Below are 19103 nucleotides of genomic sequence, written 5' to 3'. Positions count from 1 at the left end.
GTAGTGTATAAAATGGTGAAAAAGATGCAACAAAATCCCGGCTGGTCGAACCACGATTTTGCGTTATTTTGCGGTTTTAACCGCAAATAAAGCAAATGATTTCGTGATTTATCAGACCATGTACATTCCGCCATTGACGTGCAGCGTTTCACCTGTGATGTAGGCTGCTTCGTCAGAGGCTAAAAATGCGACAGCATTGGCGATTTCCTGTGCATCGCCTAAGCGACCCGCAGGGACTTCCGCCAAAATACCGGAACGTTGATCTTCGTTCAGTGCCCGCGTCATGTCAGTCTCAATAAAGCCTGGAGCCACGACGTTGACGGTAATGCCACGTGACGCGATTTCGCGCGCCAGTGATTTGCTAAAACCAATCAAACCCGCTTTAGCTGCCGCGTAGTTTGCCTGGCCCGCATTACCCATGGTTCCAACAACGGAACCAATGGTGATGATACGGCCCACGCGCTTTTTCATCATGGCACGCAGGACCGCCTTAGAAAGGCGGAATACCGATGTGAGGTTAGTATCTAAGATATCCTCCCACTCATCGTCCTTCATGCGCATGAGGAGATTATCACGCGTAATGCCTGCATTATTGACTAAAATATCCACTTCGCCAAATTCCGCGCGAATATTCTCTAAAACGATGCTGATGGAGTCAGCATCTGTCACATTCAGTAACAGGCCTTTACCCTTGTCGCCAAGGTAAGCACTGATGGCGTCGGCGCCATTCTGGCTGGTTGCAGTACCCACAACTTTAGCACCACGTGCCGCCAGGGTTTCTGCAATCGCACGACCAATGCCGCGACTCGCGCCGGTAACCAGCGCAACTTTACCTTCAAAGCTCATGATTTTCCTCTTATTCCTTACCGAGTGCAGCTGTCAGGGATGCTGTATCGTTAACGGCAGCCGCTGTCAGACTATCGACAATACGTTTCGTCAGACCGGTCAGGACTTTACCTGGACCCATCTCCAGGAGTTGCGTAACGCCCTGTTCTGCCATCGCTTCCACACTCTCAGTCCAGCGAACCGGGCTGTAAAGCTGACGAACCAGCGCATGCCGGATTGCCGCAGCATCGGTTTCTGCTTTCACATCGACGTTATTAATCACTGGCACCGCAGGCGCAGCAAACGTAATGTTTTCCAGCGCGACCGCCAGTTTATCCGCTGCGGGCTTCATCAGTGCGCAGTGGGAAGGCACGCTGACGGGCAGTGGCAGGGCACGTTTAGCGCCCGCGGCTTTACAGGCAGCACCTGCACGCTCAACGGCTTCTTTGTTACCCGCAATGACCACCTGGCCCGGCGAATTGAAGTTAACCGGTGAAACCACCTGTCCCTGCGCGCTCTCCTCGCAGGCTTTGCGAATAGCTGCGTCATCCAGGCCAATAATCGCCTGCATCGCGCCAGTACCTTCTGGCACGGCTTCCTGCATCAGTTTGCCGCGCAGCTCAACCAGCTTCACGGCATCAGCAAAGCTGAGCACACCGGCGCAAACCAGCGCAGAGTATTCACCCAGGCTGTGACCGGCCATCAGGACTGGCTGTTGACCGCCCTGCTGCTGCCAGACACGATAGATAGCCACCGAGGCGGCAAGCAATGCAGGCTGAGTCTGCCAGGTTTTATTCAGCTCTTCAGCCGGACCCTGACTCACTAACTGCCACAGATCATATCCCAGCGCGTCCGAGGCTTCACGAAAGGTCTCTTCAACCAGCGGATAGGTCGCGGCTAATTCAGTCAGCATGCCCACGGTCTGTGAACCCTGACCTGGAAAAACAAATGCAATTTGCGTCATCTTTCGTTCCTGTCAATCAAAAGCGAACCAGCGCAGAACCCCAGGTGAATCCACCACCAAAGGCTTCCAGCAAAATAAGGTGTCCGGGTTTGATGCGGCCATCACGAACCGCTTCATCCAGTGCGCTTGGCACCGATGCGGCAGAGGTATTGCCGTGACGATCCAGTGTAACGACCACTTTATCCATGGTCATACCGAGTTTTTTCGCGGTGGCACTGATGATGCGCAGATTAGCCTGATGCGGCACCAGCCAGTCCAGCATTTCGCGATCGAGATTATTGGCCTGAAGCGTTTCGTCAACGATGTGAGCCAGCTCGGTAACCGCGACTTTGAAGACTTCGTTGCCTGCCATGGTGACATAGGCAGGCTGATCCTGATGGGCACGATCCTGATAAGGCAGCGTCAGCAACTGGGCATAGCGACCATCAGCATGAAGATGAGTTGAGATAATCCCCTGCTCTTCGCTCTGACCCAGCACGACCGCACCAGCGCCATCACCGAACAGGATGATGGTACCGCGATCTTCAGGATCCAGCGCGCGCGCCAGAACATCAGCACCAATCACCAGAGCGTGTTTAACCGCGCCATTTTTAATGTATTGATCGGCCACGCTCAGCGCATAGGTAAAACCTGCACAGGCGGCAGCAAGGTCAAATGCCGCACAGTCTTTGATCTCCAGCATTTGCTGGATCATGCAGGCGGAGCTTGGGAAGGCGTGGCTGGAAGAGGTTGTGGCGACAATAATCAGCCCAATCTCGTTCGCGTCAACGCCGGCCATTTCAAGGGCGCGTTGCGCCGCACTGAATCCCATGGTGGCGACGGTTTCGTCAGGCGCAGCAATGCGGCGCTCACGGATGCCCGTACGGGTCACAATCCACTCGTCCGACGTCTCCACCATTTTTTCCAGATCGGCATTGGTGCGAACCTGGCTGGGCAGATAACTGCCCGTACCGATAATTTTGGTATACATCTAGGCTTTGTCACTCCTGGCTAATACAGCATCAAGGCGCGCAGCAATTCGCTCGGGAATTTGCTGCCTCACCGCCTGCTCTGCCTGTTCTATCGCCACGGCGAAAGCGTGTTGATTTGCTGCGCCGTGACTCTTGATCACTGTTCCGCGCAATCCTAACAGACAAGCGCCATTGTACTGGTCAGGGTTGAGTTGCCCGAAGCGCTTCGCCAGGCGTTTCTGGATTAAGCGTCCCAGCAACGTCAGCCACCATGACCGTTTTTTACCTTCCCCTGATGACTTCAGCAGAGAAAGAAACATTCTTACCACGCCTTCCATTGTCTTCAGCGTGACGTTTCCGACAAAACCGTCACAGACCATCACATCCGTTTTACCGGTAAGCAGGTCATTGCCTTCGAGGTAACCAATATAGTTGATTTGCGGTGATTCTCGCAGTACTACTGCGGCATCGCGAATAGTTTCCAGCCCTTTAGTCTCTTCATGACCAATATTGAGCAACGCGACACGGGGCCGTGAAATACCAAGCACATGCTCAGCCATTACCGACCCCATCACAGCAAACTGCACCAGCATGGCACTGTCTGAGTCAACATTCGCGCCCAAATCCAGTACCACCGTTTTACCCTGCTGCTGGTGCGGTAAAACGGACATCAGCGCCGGGCGTTTGATACCGTCCAGCGGTTTTAATAAGAGTGTTGATAGCCCCATCAGTGCACCGGTATTACCGGCGCTGATACAGGCCTGTGCACGTCCCTCTTTGACCATCTCCAGCGCGACACGCATTGAACTGCCGCGACTGTTCCGGATGGCCTGAGCAGGCCGCGCATCACTTGCAATAACCGATTCGGCAGGGATAACCTGCAAACGCCCCGTCAGGGAGGAATCCGCTTTGGCAAGCAATGGCATGAGGGTGTCGGGATTGCCGACCAGAAGAAGGAAAAGTTCCGAATGAGAGGCCAGTGCCTGCAATGCTGCAGGCACTGTCACGCAGGGACCGAAGTCCCCGCCCATGGCATCAATCGCCAGGGTCAAACGTGTCAAGGTATCGCCTTGCTAAGCAAGAAACTTACTTAACGATAACCTTGCGACCGCGGTAGTAACCATCCGCAGTGATGTGGTGACGCAGATGAGTTTCGCCAGAAACTTTATCTACTGACAGAGCAGCAGTGGTCAGCGCATCGTGCGAACGACGCATACCACGCTTAGAACGGGTGGGTTTATTCTGTTGTACGGCCATGGACCTTACTCCTATTACTTACGCTTTAAACTGGCTAATACGGCAAATGGATTTGGTTTCTCCGCCTCTGCAGGCAGTTTACCAAAGACCATGTCCGCCTCGGACACTTCACAGTGTTCAGAATCGTGCACCGGAACGACCGGCAGCGCGAGAATCAGTTCATCCTCGACAACCGCCAGCAAATCGATCTCACCAAACTCGTTGACATCGACCGGCTCGTACGCTTCCGGTAATGCTTCGGCCTGCTCTTCAGAAGAGACAGGGCTGAAGCAGTAACTCACTTTTACGTGATGGGGAAAGGTCTGGTTGCAGCGCTGACAACGCAACGTCACCTGTACTTCAGCAGTACCCGTCAGTACCGCCAGACGCTGGTTATCAACCGCAAACGACATGGCACAATCCACATCACTGTCCACACTAACGACCGACTCGGCCACACGCTCCACCTGTAAAGATGTGTAGACACCCTGATAATCAAGGCGCTTCTGAGCGGTGCGGACAGGGTCCAGCGTTAGGGGTAATTTTACCTTTTGCATAGGGCGCGCATATTAACTTTGTAATGTCATAGAGTCAAAGAAAAAGGCCGTTAAACAGCATCTTTCAACCACTATTCGCATCCAGTGCGGCGCACAGTTTAAAATGACTGCCACCAATTCGCTATCACTATTGAAAAAAAATGACACCATCGATTCTTTTAGCTTCAACGTCGCCCTTCCGGCAGGCTTTACTGCATAAGCTTGGCTTGCCATTTATGATCGCCGCGCCGGAGGTTGATGAGTCCCCCGTGCCAGGTGAAACCGCCGAAGCGCTGGTAACACGCCTGGCCGTGGCAAAAGCGCAGGCGCTGGCAAAAACCTGGCCCAGCCACTGGATCATCGGCTCGGATCAGGTCTGCGTGCTGGATGGCAGGATCACCGGAAAGCCTCACACGGCGGAGAATGCATGCGCGCAACTGCATGCCGCCAGCGGTAAAGCCATTACCTTCTATACCGGTCTGGCCCTTTTTCATCCGGCCAGTGGCAGACTGCTGCAGTGCTGTGAGCCCTTTGTGGTGCATTTCCGCACCTTAACCGACGCCGAAATCGCTGGATACGTGGAAAAAGAACAGCCGCTGCAGTGTGCCGGCAGTTTTAAAAGTGAAGGACTGGGAATTTGTCTGTTTGATCGACTGGAGGGCCGCGATCCCAATACGCTGATTGGGCTGCCGCTGATTGCGCTGAATGAGATGTTGCAGCAGGCCGGTATCAATCCTTTAACGGACTGATACCGGAGAGCCGTTACGCCTTCATCTGACGCAGTTTATTCAGGCATTGCTTCAGCCCGTCATCGAGTGGCGCTTCGACCCGCATTACTTCGCCCGTGCCAGGATGGGTAAAGGTCAGCGCCGCTGCGTGCAGGAACAGCCGTTTTAATCCGGTTGAGGCCAGCTGACTGTCAAAGTCACGTTCGCCGTAACGATCGTCAAAGGCGATGGGATGCCCTGCATGCAGTGTATGAACGCGAATCTGATGTGTGCGTCCGGTGACCGGACTCGCTTTTACCAGGGTGGCAAAGTCGAACCGCTCTTCCACTTTAAAGCGGGTTTCCGACGCCTTGCCTTCACTGCTGACGCGCACAACACGCTCTCCGCTCTGCAGGATGTTTTTCAGCAGCGGTGCCTGAACCACCTTCAGATGTGAGGGCCAGTTACCGCGCACCAGAGCCAGGTAATCTTTCTGCATGCCCTTTTCACGCAGTTGCTCATGCAGAGAACGCAGCGCCGAGCGCTTTTTAGCAACCAGCAGAATACCTGAGGTATCGCGATCGAGGCGATGAACTAATTCCAGAAAGCGCGCTTCAGGTCGCAGGGCGCGTAACCCTTCAATGACGCCAAAGCTAAGTCCGCTGCCCCCATGCACGGCGGTACCGGAAGGCTTATTCATTACCAGCAGCGACTCATCCTCAAACAGGATGGCATCAGCCAGTGAGGCAACCTTCGCCAGTTTAGGGGAAACAGCGTCTTCATCGCGTTCCGCTACCCGAACAGGCGGAATGCGTACCTCATCGCCCTCCTCCAGCTTGTACTCTGGCTTAACGCGCTTTTTATTCACCCGCACCTCGCCTTTGCGTACGATGCGATAAATCATGCTCTTTGGCACACCCTTAAGCTGGGTGCGCAAAAAGTTATCAATGCGTTGTCCGGCATTTTCAGCCGTGATGGCGACAAAATGTACGCCGGGATTCTCTGTTTTCATGGCGGCGATTCTAAATAGTGTCCCCTGATAGCGCCACCCCTTTTTCTGTGCTTAACTCAGGAGTTGGTGTGACGACAAGTCGCCTCTCTGCTGGCTTTTTCAGCAAAGCGCTGCATTGTCGGACACATTAACGCGTTAAATGTAAAGAAACTTCACAAGCTGGCTAAAGTCGCCTTGCTATATGAAGGTTAGCAATGGAATAATGCCTGAGTTTCCTAACTGATGCATTTCAGGGCAGAAACCGAGCGAAATTGTCATTTTGCCGGATTGAGCAGACACGCAGCAATGGCGTAAGACGTAATGCGAAATCAGGCACTTAGCGGGCTGCGGGTTGCGGCCTGGACAGCAGTATGGGATGCACGGGTTTTCTTTATTCTCTCAGGCATTTCCACTATCTGGTGCTGTTTTCCCTTATGAAAAACAGGCCACCGACGTTATTTGCGCCCCTCGCGCGGTCGACAGCCGTGAGGTTGACGACATTGCACTAAGTCACGGGGCCATCGGTTGATACTCGTCCAGGGTAATTATGCCCGCAGCTGTAATCACTCATGAAAGAATAACGAGTAAGTCACGATGAAAAGAATGTTAATAAACGCAACTCAGCAGGAGGAGTTGCGCGTTGCCCTGGTTGACGGTCAGCGTCTGTACGATCTGGATATTGAAAGTCCTGGACACGAACAGAAAAAAGCCAACATCTACAAAGGTAAAATCACGCGCATTGAACCCAGCCTTGAAGCTGCGTTTGTCGATTACGGCGCAGAGCGTCACGGTTTCCTCCCGTTAAAAGAAATCTCCCGCGAATACTTCCCCTCCAGCTATAACGCGCATGGTCGTCCGAATATTAAAGACGTACTGCGTGAAGGCCAGGAAGTTATTGTTCAGATTGATAAAGAAGAACGCGGCAACAAAGGCGCTGCGCTGACCACCTTTATCTCTCTGGCGGGCAGCTACCTGGTCCTGATGCCGAATAACCCACGTGCAGGCGGTATCTCTCGCCGCATCGAAGGTGACGACCGTACCGAATTAAAAGAAGCGCTGTCGGCGCTTGACCTGCCGGAAGGCATGGGACTGATTGTCCGCACCGCCGGCGTAGGCAAATCGGCCGAATCGCTGCAGTGGGATTTAAGCTTCCGTCTTAAGCATTGGGAAGCGATCAAGAAAGCCGCTGAAAACCGTCCTGCTCCGTTCCTGATTCATCAGGAGAGTAACGTGATTGTCCGCGCTTTCCGCGACTATCTGCGTCAGGACATCGGTGAAATTCTTATCGATAATCCAAAGGTTCTGGAACTGGCGCGTCAGCATATTGCTGCGCTGGGCCGTCCGGACTTCAGCAGCAAAATTAAGCTCTACACCGGTGAAATCCCGCTGTTCAGCCATTATCAGATTGAGTCGCAAATCGAATCCGCTTTCCAGCGTGAAGTCCGCCTGCCTTCCGGTGGCTCGATTGTCATCGACAGCACTGAAGCGCTGACCGCGATCGATATCAACTCAGCACGCGCAACGCGCGGCGGTGACATCGAAGAGACGGCGTTCAACACTAACCTTGAAGCGGCCGACGAGATCGCCCGTCAGCTGCGCCTGCGTGACCTGGGCGGCCTGATCGTTATCGACTACATCGATATGACGCCGGTACGCCATCAGCGCGCAGTTGAAAACCGTCTTCGCGAAGCTGTTCGTCAGGACCGCGCCCGTATTCAGATCAGCCACATTTCGCGTTTCGGCCTGCTGGAGATGTCCCGTCAGCGCCTGAGCCCATCATTAGGTGAATCCAGTCATCACGTTTGCCCACGCTGTAGCGGCACCGGCACCATCCGTGATAACGAGTCACTTGCTTTGTCGATTCTGCGTCTGATTGAAGAAGAAGCACTGAAAGACAACACCAAAGAAGTTCACGCTATTGTTCCGGTTCAGGTTGCCTCCTACCTGCTGAACGAAAAACGTGAAGCGGTCAACGCGATTGAAAAACGCCAGGGCGGCGTGCGGGCAATCATCGTTCCTGATGACAAGATGCAGACCCCGCACTACTCCGTGCTGCGCGTACGTAAAGGCGAAGAGACCCAGACCCTGAGCTATCATCTGCCGAAGCTGCACGAAGCCGAAATGGCGATGCCGTCGGAAGAAGAGCATGCAGAGCGTCGTCGTCCTGAGCAGCCTGCTCTGGCCGCGTTTGTGATGCCTGATGCACCGCCGGCTCCGGTAGAAGTTGAGCCGGAAGCGCAGCGTGCTGAAGTTCAGCCAGCGGCAAAAGCTAAACCTGCGGTGGCTGCACCTGCGACGGCCAGCACCGGTTTCTTCGGGCGTCTGCTTGGCGGCCTGAAAAAAATGTTTGCCAGCGAAGAAGCGCCTGCTGCTAAACCTGTGACCGCTGAGGTTGCTGAACCGCAAAAAGCGCCTGAAGGTGAGCAGGAAAACAACAACGGTCGTGGCGAACGACGCAGCAACAATAACAACCGTCGCAATAACAATCGTCGTGAGCGTACGCCGCGTAACGGGGATAACGCACAGTCGCGTGAGGGCCGTGAGCCTCGCGAAAGTCGTGAACCGCGTGAGAGCCGTGAACCGCGCGAAAGCCGCGAGCCACGTGAAAATCGTGAGCCGCGCGAGGGCAATAATAACAACCGTCGCAACAAGCGCGAGTCTCAGTCAGGTGAAGTACGCGAAGAGCGTCCGGCACTGAGCGAAGAAGCGCGCCAGCAGCGTGATGAGCAGCAGCAACAGCGCCGTGAACAGCGCGCTGAACGTCAGCGTCGTCGTCAGGAAGAGAAACGCGCCGGTGAAGAAGCCGCCAAAGTAGCTGAGCAGCCAGCAGTGGTCGCAGAAGCCCCGGACGCGACCGAGGTGCAGGATGATGAGCGCGTACAGGTTATGCCGCGTCGTAAGCCGCGTCAGCTGAACCAGAAGGTGCGTGTTGATGATAATCGTCAACCTATGCCAGCCGAAGCCAGCGACTTTGTCCAGCCTGCCGAAGTGCGTCAGCCTCAGCCAGCTGAAGTTGCACAGCCGCAGCCTGAGTTCCAGCCGCAGCAGAGTGACGAACAGGATGACAACGACAACCGTGATAACGCCAATATGCCACGTCGCTCACGTCGTTCGCCACGCCATCTGCGTGTGAGCGGACAGCGTCGTCGTCGTTACCGTGATGAGCGTTACCCGACGCAGTCAGCCATGCCTCTGGCCGCAGCAGCAGCGTCTCCCGAGATGGCCTCTGGTAAAGTCTGGATTCGCTATCCGGTGAGCCAGGCCAGCGAAGAGCAGGTGCAGAATGTGACACACCAGACACCCGCGTACAGCGCGGAAGAAACAGCAGTGGCTACCCATGCCCTGCCCGTGGCTGCCGCTGTGGAATCGGGTGTGCAGGACGCGCCAGTGCAGCATGCTGAGCCGCAGGCAGAAACGCCAGTGCCGGTCGTCAACACTGATGATACCCGTGCTATTGACGCCCCGGTTGACGAACAGCCTTCTGTGGTTCCGGCTGCCGATGAAGTGAAAGCAGACGCTGTCGCGGCTGAAGCCGTGCCTGCTGAACCCGTCACTGAAGCGCCGGTTATGACACCTGCTGTTGAGACGGTACAGCCTGCAGAGGTTGCACAATCATCAGAGGTTGAACAGCCTGCGGACGTTGCTGAGCAGTCAGCCACTGATGTCAGTGAAGAGATCGCAGCCGAGGTTGAAGAAGTGCTGAATGCGCCAGTCGCAGCAGAGTCTGAAACAGCACCGGTTCGTGAACCTCATGCTCCGGTTGCTGCACGTGATATCGCGCCGGCGGAACCTGTGAAGGCGACCGAACCTGCAGTGTCATTGCCTGCCGACGCATCTGTGCCAGCAGCTGCAGCTGTACCGAACGACGGTACACGCTGGAAGCATTTTGCTTCTTCGCCAATGACCAAAGCGCCTGCGCCAGTCTGGCAGTCAGAACCGGCTCCGCACAGTGATTGGGTGCGTGCACCGTATGAGTTCGACGGTCGCGGTTCTGCAGGAGCGCATAGCGCCACCCATCAGGCCACTGCACCGGCAACCAAGCCGTAACGCATAAGCTGTTGTGAACCGAACCCCGGCCTTGAAGCCGGGGTTTTTTTATGGCTGCAATTCTGCCCGCCAACCGGATTACGGATAAACAGTCTCTGCAGGGGTCTCGTCAGGCAACAACGAAGGTTTACTCCGGCATTTCGGCAGGTAGGCTGTTGGGCTGTTGGGCTGTTGGGCTATTGGGCTGTGGTGGGTGATTCCGGAGTCCGTGCGGTGAATACGTGAAAGCAGGATAACCATGCGAATTATTTTCCGCTGTCACAGAACCTGGTTTAAAAGCTAATGTTCCCGCCCGCCATCAACCGAATCGCAGGCAAAAAAAATCCCACCCTCCTTTAACGGGAGAGTGGGGAAAAGTAAGCGCATCCGGTTAAAGTACGCCTAAAATTTCAGGTCAGACTACGAATTCATCTGGAACAGTGACATCTTGGACATATCAGTAAAGGTCTTGTACGACGCCTGAAGGGCTGTCTGCTTCATGGTATAGCTGGACGCCGCCTCGGTTAAATCTACGTTAACCAGGTCACTCATCTGCGAGCTATAGATCACACTGCGGTCATCGCCCTGTGCATTCAGTGTATCGAGCTCTGAAAGCTGAGTACCAATCTCAGAACGTACCGTTAAAACATTATTCAGCGAGTTACCCAGGCCACGGTTGGTTTTATCCATCGCATCCTGGAAGGTCTGTTTGGTTGCAGCGTCTGCATCATCCTGCGGCACTTTCAATGCAGCAATGGCACTATCCAGCATCGTAAACACATTGGTTTCGCTGGCGCTGCCATCCGGCTCTTTTTTAGCGTTACCGGAAATCGACATAAAGATATTGTCACCGGTATGCCCTACGGTCATGGTTCGGCTGGTGTCGACCTTCTGGGTGATTGCCTCGGTACCGCCTGTGTAGCTGACGCCGGTGCCTGCCGTATCAACAAACGGCGCGCTGTCGGTTTTATAACCGGCAAAAATATAGCGGCCATTGGCATCCTGGCTGTTTGCCTGGTTCAGTAACTGAGCGCGAATGCCCTCCAGCTGAGTGGCAATCGATCCGCGGTCACTGTCGCTCAGGGTACCGGTTGAACCGTTAACGATCAGCCCCTGCGCCGCAATGATCCCATCGGTGACACCTTTCAGCGTATTCTCTTCCAGAGACAGGCCCTGATCGGCAAAGGTGCGCGCCAGCGCATATTGCTTGCCCTGCTGCTGGGTTTGTGACAACACCACAGCACGTGACGCCGCAATGGGATCGTCCGAAGGATTATTCACACGGCGGCCGCTGGAGAGCTCCTCGCCTGATTTCAGCCAGGAGGCCTGTGAGTCAGTGATGCCACGCACCTGCTGCTCAAAAATCATATTTGTACTGATTCGCATGTTATCTCCTGCCCTTAGCGAATATTGATCAATGCATTAAACACGGTGCTGGCGGTCTGCAGCACCTGCGCATTGGCCATGTAATATTGCTGATATTTAGTCAGGTTAGCGTACTCCTCATCAAGGTTTACGCCTGAGACCGATTGCTGGCGTTCAGTCAGCTGACTGACCACGCTTTTCTGTGTATCGCTGGTAGTCTGCAGTGAACTGGTTTTGTTACCCACGCTACTGACGATGGTCGCGTAAGCCTGCGACAGTGTGGCGTTGCCGCCGACCAGCTTCGCATCCTGCAGATTCAGCAGTTTCTGTGCATTACGGTTATCACTCTCACCGCCAACGGCACCTGCTGCGGCCACCTGAGATTCATTGGTGATCGCGACGGACATGTCGTTGATCACGTTCTGGACCGGCTTCACCAGAAAACTGTCTTTAGCAGCCGGTGCAGGCGTGCCGGGAACGGTCAGCTTCAAACCATCAAAGCTCAGCGTGGTGTTGCCGCTGGCGTCTTTAACCTGTGCAATGGTCACAGCGGTGCTGTCAGAGGCACGGGTGGCGCTCCAGTTAGTGCCATCAAAGCTGACGTTATAGTTGGTCGCTTTCAGCGCACTGGTATCGGTCCATTCAGCGGTAACGGAGGCGGCGGTGCTGTTTTTACTGTTGCTTACCACCAGCGGGCTGCCGATATTAAAGAAATCAACGCCCTGATCGCCGTTACTGTCGAAGCCCTGCTTGTGAACATCGTTAAAGCTGGTCGTAAACGCAGCTGCTAACTGACCCAGCTGGTTCTGCGCCAGATCCAGATCCTGACTACGGAATGCCAGCAGACCACCCAGTGAACCAGTGGTGATCAGCTTTTCCGGGATCTCGACGTTGCCCGCCTGTTTATCGACGTAGCCGATAGTAGTGCGTGTCGGATCGCTGCTGGAAGACATCGCCACCAGATCGTGAGATTTGTCGCCGTTTACCAGCGTCAGGCCATTCGCCATCGCAACCGTGTAGCCGCCATCCTGCTGCGACACCGTCACGCCAACAACGTTATTCAGGGTATTCACCAGCTGATCGCGCTTATCGAGCAGATCGTTAGGTGTGGCACCGTTAGCGGTACTCAGTTTGCCAATCTGCTTGTTAAGATCGGCGATCTGGCTGGTAATAGTGTTGACCTGCTTGATGCTGGAACCGACGTCTGCATTGACGCTGTTCTGCATATTGTTCAGGTATTGCGCCGAGGTCTGGAACTGGCTGACCAGACCCTGTGCATTGCTGAGCATTGACTGACGTGCTGACGGGTCGTTGGCATTGCTGACCACGTTCTGCAGGTTAGTAAAGAAGCCCTGCAGCGAGGTTGACAGGCTGGTCGTCGAAGTCGACAGCAGATCGTCAATGTTTGAAATCTGGCTGTGCTGGGTGCTTACCGCGCTGTAGTTCGCGCTGGAACCGCGTAACTGCGTGGCAATAAATGCATCATATTCACGTTGTACACCGGTGATATTCACGCCGTTACCATAATAGCTGTTGCCCTGCAGGGTACTGTTTGCCTGCGCCAGGACCGTGGTCTGACGTGAATAGCCCGCCACGGTGTAATTGGAAATATTGTTACTGGTGGTGCTCAGAGCGGCCTGCGCGGCACTCAGTCCGCTCATCGCGGAGTTAATTATGCTGGACATCTCGGTTCCTTACGTTCCCCGTTAACCGGGCTGGCAGACATCAAAGTGGGCGCCAGCAGGCGAAAACGCATCTGGCTATAGGGATGTTATCGGCTTGCTTAAGTGAAACTTGAGGCGCAATGATCAGAACAGGTCACCCATATCCTGGCTGTACGCTTTGACGACTTTGTCGCCCATACTTTTGAATTGCTGAATCATTCCCACCAGCTTTTGCGCATATTTCGGATCGGTGGCATACCCTGCCGCCTGCAATGCCTGCGCGCCCTGCTCCGCGGATGTGGCGTTGGTCACCGCCGCATAGCGTGGGTTTTTGGTGAGGAGTTTGACGTAGTCTGTCAGCGCCTCGAAATAAGAGTTGTAGACACGGAAGCTGGCACGGACTTTCTTGGCTTCACCCTGCTCATATTCGGTAGTCATGATATCGGTGGTGTCGCCTTTCCAGTCGCCGCTGGCTTTAATCCCGAACACGTTGTAGCTCGGTTTGCCGTCGCGGGTCAGGATCTGACGCTGGCCCCAGCCCGACTCCAGCGCAGCCTGCGCCAGAATCAGGTGATGCGGAATGCCACTCTGCTGACTGGCTGCCTGCGCCGGTTGCGTCAGCTGGGCGATAAACTCGCGGCTGTCGCTGGGCAGGCCTGTGGGTGACGCAACCGGCGGCAGACGCGGCATCGCCTTACGCACAATCTGCTCCAGCTGCTCCGCGGCCATGGGTTTTGCCCCGCTGGTGCTGAGAATAAAGCTGTTATCCAGCTTCATCGGCACCGTACCGGCTTTTTCATCCGGCGCGGTGGCAGGCTGCATCTGTTTGACGATGGTTTCCGCCAGGCCAAGGCCGCGCTTACCCATCTCCTGTGCAATCTGCTGATCATACATTGAGGTGAAAAGTTTGGTCTGTTCGTTGCCCATAATCCCGTCCTGCGGCAACGCCTCGCGCATACTCTTCAGCATCATTTGTACAAACATCCCTTCGACCTGACGCGCGACCTGCAACGCATGTGCTTTCGGATCGTTGCTGGCCTGGCGTTTCAGTTCATTCAGGGAGCGGCTGTCAAAAGCCGAACTTGTCAGAGATTGCATGTCAGCCATCAGATAATTTCCAGTTTGGCACGCAGACAGCCGGCACTCTGCATCGACTGCAGAATCGACATCAGTTCGATTGGTGACGCACCCAGCGCATTCAGTGCACGCACCACGTTGTTCAGGTTGGCGCTGGCGTTAACACGTTGCAGCGCACCGCCGGTCTGGCGCAGATCGATCTGCGTCTGCGTCGTCGCGACCGTCTGACCACCGGCCAACGGTGTATCAGGCTGACTCACGTTCTGCTGCTGGTTAACCGTCACCGACAGGTTGCCCTGGGCTACCGCACACTGATTCAGCGTCACTTCGCGGTTCATAACGACTGAGCCGGTACGGGAGTTGATGATCACTTTGGCATCTTCTACCGGAATCGACACATTAATGTTCTGGATCTCAGCCAGCAGGCGCACCTGCGCACCATTATTAGGTGACACGCGGATCTGCACAGTACGGGCATCCAGCGGCTGTGCCGCGCCGTAACCGCCACGGGCGTTGATTGCATCAGCAATACGCTGTGCCATTGAGAAATCTTCGCTGTTAAGCTGCAGGTTGATGGTGTTCTGCGTACCAAAGTTGCTCTGCAGTTCACGCTCTACGGTTGCCCCGCCGGTGATACGTCCACCGTTCAGCTGGTTAACCTGAACACTGCTGCCGCCTGCTGATGCACCGGCACCGCCGACCAGAATATTACCCTGCGCCAGCGCGTAAACCTGGTTATCAACCCCTTTCATCGGCGTCATTAACAGCGTGCCACCTCGCAGGCTTTTGGCGTTACCCAGCGAGGAGACCACCACATCCAGCGTCTGTCCCTGACGGGCAAACGAAGGCAGTTTGGCGGTGACCATGACGGCCGCCACGTTTTTCAGCTGCATGTTGGTGCCGGCAGGCACGGTAATACCCAGCTGTGACAGCATGTTGCTCACTGTCTGCGTCGTAAATGGCGTCTGGGTGGTCTGGTCACCCGTGCCATCCAGACCCACCACCAGGCCGTAGCCCAGCAGCTGGTTGTCACGCACGCCCTGTACCGTGGTTAAATCACGAATCAAATCGGCTTTGGCCAGCAGGCTGACGCCCAGCAGCAGCGCCAGCCCGGCGCGTAACAGCGTTAACTTTTTCATTGAAACCTCTTACATCGGCGAGATGTTCAGGAAGAAACGCTGGAACCAGCCCATGGTCTGCGCCTCATTGATATAACCATTTCCGACGTACTCAATACGTGCATCGGCGACAGCGGTAGATAACACGGCGTTACTGGCGCTGATGGTGCGCGGATTGACCACGCCCGAGAAGCGAATGAACTCCGTGCCCTGATTAATGGCGATCTGTTTTTCGCCCACCACGTGCAGGTTGCCGTTTGACAATACCTGGTCCACGGTGACGGTAATGGTGCCGGTAAAGGTATTATTGGCAGATGCGCCGCCTTTACCTGCGAAATCGTTTTTGCCTTCGGCGCTGAGATTGGCTTTTTCGCCACCTGCACCGACCAGACCGGCCAGACCAGTCGGCACCCCGGTTATACCCAGGCTGTTGCTGCCATCGCGGCTGGCACTGGCCGAGGAGCTTTTGCTGGCGCTGACGTTTTCCTGCAGCGTAATGGTCAGGGTATCGCCGATGTTGCGCGGACGACGATCTTCAAACAGCGGCTGATAGCCGTAGTTAAGCGGCGCGACGCCCTGGAATATGGAGCCGTTGACCACCGGTGGCGCGGACGGCATAGGTTGCGCTGTGGTTGCACCTTCGACCAGCGGGGTACGCGGGACCAGAGCACATCCGTTAAGAGTTAGCAGCAACGAGGCGACTAACCAATGTCCAGGCTTGAGAATCTGTTGCTTCGCCACGGTGTCACGACCTTATTAATGTCTGTCATTCAGGCCAGCACGGGCTGGCCCTGTTCGGGATTAAAGCTGCGTTAATTTCGCCAGCATCTGATCGGAAGTGCTGATCGCCTTGCTGTTGATTTCGTAGGCACGCTGCGTCTGGATCATGGTGACCAGCTCTTCCGCTACGTTAACGTTTGAGGTTTCGGTGTAGCCCTGATAGAGCAGACCCGCGCCGTTCTGGCCTGGGGTGCTGTCTGTCGGTGCGCCCGATGCCTGTGTTTCTTTGTAGAGGTTTTCACCCACGCTATCGAGACCAGCATCATTCATAAAGGTGCTCAGGGTTAACTGACCGACCTGCGCGGCCTGAGCCTGGCCCTGCTGCGTCACGCTGACCACACCGTCACGCGACACCGTAATGCTGGTGGCGTTAGCGGGAATGGTAATGCCTGGCTGCACCGGGAAGCCGGAGTTGGTCACCAGCTGGCCGTTCTGATCAACCTGAAACGCGCCGTCACGGGTATAAGCCGAAGTGCCATCCGGCATCTGAATCTGGAAATACCCCTGGCCATTAATGGCGATATCTTTTGAGTTGCTGGTCTGCGACAGGTTGCCCTGAGTATGCAGACGCTCCGTCGTCACCGGACGGACACCGGTACCAATCTGCAAACCCGATGGCAGCGTCGTCTGTTCTGATGACTGGGTGCCCGGCTGGCGCATGGTCTGGTACATCAGGTCTTCGAACACGGCACGTGAACGCTTAAAGCCGTTGGTGCTGACGTTTGCCAGGTTGTTGGCAATGACGTCCATGTTCATCTGCTGCGCATCAAGACCGGTCTTAGCGATCCATAAAGAACGAATCATGTTGTTATCCTCGTGCCTCAGCCCATGCTCAGGAGCTGGTTGGCTTTTTGTTCATTTTCGTCGACGTTGGTGATGACTTTCATCTGCATCTCAAAACGTCGGGCGTTGGCGATCATATCGACCATGGTTTCTACCGGTTTGACGTTGCTGCCTTCCAGTACGCCAGGCATAACCTGCATGGTGGGATCCGCCTGTAACGCGGCTCCGCGGGTCGCCTGCGTCGACGCAGTAGGACGGAACATGCCGTCATCACTGCGCTGCAGCTCCTGCCCGGTTGCCCTGACCAGCTTCAGCTTGCCCAGCTGGACCGTGGCGTTCGGGGAATCACCGGCATTCAGCCCGGTGATCGAACCGTCAGCAGCAATGGTGATTTCCGTACCCTGCGGGATCACAATCGGACCGCCATCGCCCATCACAGGATTGCCCTGAACCGTCAGCGTACCGGTCGGACTGATTTGCATATTGCCGTTACGCGTGTAGGCTTCGCTGCCGTCAGCGGTGCGTACCGCCAGCCAGCCATCCTGCTGCACCGCCACATCAAGCGGACGCTCGGTGTAATCCATCGCGCCCTGACTCATGTCGGCGCCGGGTGTAGAGGCGGCGACCAGCGTACGGGTCGGCAGCGACCAGCCACTCACCGGCACTGCGCGCAGCGCATTCAGCTGCGCACGAAAACCCGGTGTAGAGGCGTTGGCGAGGTTGCTGGCGGTCACCGCCTGCTGATCCAGCGTCTGGCTGGCCGCGCCCATCGCGGTATATATCGCGTGATCCATATGGCAATCCTGTTAGCGAATTAACGTAAGTTAACCAGCGTGTTGAGAATCTGGTCCTGAGTTTTGATGGTCTGCGCATTCGCCTGATAGTTACGCTGCGCCACGATCATGTTCACCAGCTCTTTACTCATGTCGACGTTGGAAGATTCCAGTGCGCCGGCGGTCAGTGAACCAAAGGTGCCGGTGTTAGCCAGACCAATGGCTGCCTGACCGGATGCGCTTGACGCCTGCCAGACGTTATCGCCTTTCGACTGCAGACCTTCCGGGTTCGAGAAGCTCGACAGGACGATCTGACCCAGCAACTGGGTTTTCTGGTTTGAGTAGCTGCCAGTGATGGTGCCGTCATTATTGATCGCGTAGCTGGTCAGATCGCCAGGGGCATAACCATCCTGGGTCGGGCTGCCAAAGTTGGTGGCGCCAGTGTTCTGCTGCAGGCTGCCCAGCATGCTCATAGTGATGGGCTGATTGGCGACCGCGCCATTGGCACCGCCCACGTTCAGCGTCAGGCCAACCGTGCCATCGGTGGTGGTGCTCGCTACCGTACCGTTTGCATTCAGTTTAGAGACGCTGGTCAGCTTACCGCTGGTGTCAAACGCCATTCTGAAATCGCCCGCTGAAAGGCCGGTATTGGCATCAATGGTGCGCACGGTCCAGCTGTTGCTGGCGGTGTCTTTCGCGAAATACATGTCGAGCGCGTGGTCATTACCCTGCGAGTCAAACACGGTGGCCGTGGTTTTCTTGTTGTAGCTGTCTGCGTTCGCCGTCGAGAAGGTAGGCACGGATGGCGTGGTATCCGTTGAGTTCAGGTTGGCAACCAGACCGGCGGTGGTAGTCGCGCGGGCGGGCATCTGCTCAGTAGGAATACGCAGTGCAACCGGGTTAGCACCTGCCTGGATGGTAGCCGGTGAACCGCTGGCCGGATAGCCGGTCACGTTCAGACCCTGGGTGTTGACCAGGTTACGGTTGGCATCCAGTGTTAACTGGCCATTGCGTGAATAGAAGACGCCGCCGCTGCTGTCGGTCATACGGAAGAAACCGTTACCGCTCAGCGCAACGTCCAGGCCACGGCTGGTGGTGGTGGTCGCGCCATCGTTAAAGTTCTGGATTACCGCAGCGACTTTGGTGCCGAGGCCGACGTTAGAACCGGCAAACATATCGGCAAACGCGATGGTGCTCGATTTAAAGCCCGCAGTGGCGGAGTTAGCAATGTTGTTACCGATGACATCAAGGTTACTTGAAGCAGCACCAAGGCCGCTGACCGCTTGGGAAAATGACATGTGTTTGTTT

Annotated in this window: 17 protein-coding genes; 2 read left to right on the top strand and 15 right to left on the bottom strand. The window is 55.6% G+C overall.

Annotated elements, in window-relative coordinates; genetic code table 11:
• Positions 1-111: 111 nt before the first annotated feature.
• The 6 genes from fabG to yceD are packed head-to-tail and all read right to left on the bottom strand — an operon-like array spanning position 112 to position 4532.
• Positions 112-846: a 3-oxoacyl-ACP reductase FabG gene (fabG, locus tag NP77_RS17605; RefSeq protein ID WP_039661019.1), complete on the bottom strand. Its 735-nt coding sequence runs from the start codon at positions 844-846 to the stop codon at positions 112-114.
• 10 nt (positions 847-856) lie between these two features.
• Positions 857-1789 (bottom strand): ACP S-malonyltransferase, encoded by a 933-nt coding sequence (gene fabD, locus NP77_RS17600; RefSeq protein ID WP_003849867.1) that lies wholly within the window; start codon positions 1787-1789, stop codon positions 857-859.
• A 16-nt stretch (positions 1790-1805) separates the two neighbouring features.
• Complete coding sequence (locus NP77_RS17595) at positions 1806-2759, bottom strand: beta-ketoacyl-ACP synthase III (RefSeq protein WP_003849868.1); 954 nt, start codon at positions 2757-2759, stop codon at positions 1806-1808.
• Positions 2760-3800, bottom strand: coding sequence for a phosphate acyltransferase PlsX (gene plsX / locus NP77_RS17590; protein ID WP_003849869.1), 1041 nt, complete (start codon positions 3798-3800; stop codon positions 2760-2762).
• Between the two features lie 25 nt (positions 3801-3825).
• Positions 3826-3996: a 50S ribosomal protein L32 gene (gene rpmF, locus NP77_RS17585; protein WP_003849870.1), complete on the bottom strand. Its 171-nt coding sequence runs from the start codon at positions 3994-3996 to the stop codon at positions 3826-3828.
• Positions 3997-4010: 14 nt separating this feature from the next.
• A complete protein-coding gene (gene yceD / locus NP77_RS17580; RefSeq protein WP_039661017.1) occupies positions 4011-4532 on the bottom strand; it encodes a 23S rRNA accumulation protein YceD in 522 nt (173 codons plus the stop codon).
• A gap of 140 nt (positions 4533-4672) precedes the next feature.
• On the opposite strand from yceD, the gene NP77_RS17575 reads away from it, so the two are divergent.
• Entirely contained in the window at positions 4673-5260 is a 588-nt protein-coding gene (locus tag NP77_RS17575) for a nucleoside triphosphate pyrophosphatase (protein WP_039661015.1), read from the top strand.
• Positions 5261-5273: 13 nt separating this feature from the next.
• On the opposite strand, the gene rluC is transcribed toward NP77_RS17575, so the two are convergent.
• Complete coding sequence (gene rluC, locus NP77_RS17570) at positions 5274-6230, bottom strand: 23S rRNA pseudouridine(955/2504/2580) synthase RluC (protein ID WP_003849873.1); 957 nt, start codon at positions 6228-6230, stop codon at positions 5274-5276.
• A 573-nt stretch (positions 6231-6803) separates the two neighbouring features.
• Between rluC and rne the strand changes: the two genes are divergently transcribed.
• Positions 6804-10256, top strand: coding sequence for a ribonuclease E (rne, locus tag NP77_RS17565; protein ID WP_039661014.1), 3453 nt, complete (start codon positions 6804-6806; stop codon positions 10254-10256).
• A 399-nt stretch (positions 10257-10655) separates the two neighbouring features.
• On the opposite strand, the gene flgL is transcribed toward rne, so the two are convergent.
• From flgL to flgE, 8 genes are all read right to left on the bottom strand, one after another.
• Positions 10656-11621 carry a flagellar hook-associated protein FlgL gene (flgL, locus tag NP77_RS17560; protein WP_039661012.1) on the bottom strand — a complete coding sequence of 322 codons (966 nt, stop codon included), beginning with the start codon at positions 11619-11621 and terminating at the stop codon, positions 10656-10658.
• Positions 11622-11635: 14 nt separating this feature from the next.
• Positions 11636-13285 (bottom strand): flagellar hook-associated protein FlgK, encoded by a 1650-nt coding sequence (gene flgK, locus NP77_RS17555; RefSeq protein WP_039661011.1) that lies wholly within the window; start codon positions 13283-13285, stop codon positions 11636-11638.
• 123 nt (positions 13286-13408) lie between these two features.
• Complete coding sequence (flgJ, locus tag NP77_RS17550) at positions 13409-14371, bottom strand: flagellar assembly peptidoglycan hydrolase FlgJ (protein WP_003849878.1); 963 nt, start codon at positions 14369-14371, stop codon at positions 13409-13411.
• Positions 14371-15480 (bottom strand): flagellar basal body P-ring protein FlgI, encoded by a 1110-nt coding sequence (locus tag NP77_RS17545; protein WP_003849879.1) that lies wholly within the window; start codon positions 15478-15480, stop codon positions 14371-14373. Before NP77_RS17545 ends, flgJ begins: the two co-directional genes overlap by 1 nt.
• 9 nt (positions 15481-15489) lie before the next feature.
• Positions 15490-16200: a flagellar basal body L-ring protein FlgH gene (locus NP77_RS17540; RefSeq protein ID WP_008925927.1), complete on the bottom strand. Its 711-nt coding sequence runs from the start codon at positions 16198-16200 to the stop codon at positions 15490-15492.
• 60 nt (positions 16201-16260) lie between these two features.
• Positions 16261-17043, bottom strand: coding sequence for a flagellar basal-body rod protein FlgG (gene flgG, locus NP77_RS17535; protein WP_003849881.1), 783 nt, complete (start codon positions 17041-17043; stop codon positions 16261-16263).
• Between the two features lie 17 nt (positions 17044-17060).
• Positions 17061-17816, bottom strand: coding sequence for a flagellar basal body rod protein FlgF (locus tag NP77_RS17530; RefSeq protein ID WP_008925926.1), 756 nt, complete (start codon positions 17814-17816; stop codon positions 17061-17063).
• A 20-nt stretch (positions 17817-17836) separates the two neighbouring features.
• A complete protein-coding gene (gene flgE / locus NP77_RS17525; protein WP_003849884.1) occupies positions 17837-19093 on the bottom strand; it encodes a flagellar hook protein FlgE in 1257 nt (418 codons plus the stop codon).
• Between the last annotated feature and the right edge of the window lie 10 nt (positions 19094-19103).

The sequence above is a fragment of the Pantoea sp. MBLJ3 genome (genome assembly GCF_000816655.1).
Classification (GTDB): Bacteria; Pseudomonadota; Gammaproteobacteria; order Enterobacterales; family Enterobacteriaceae; genus Pantoea; species Pantoea eucalypti.
This window is presented reverse-complemented; position numbering and strand designations above follow the sequence as displayed.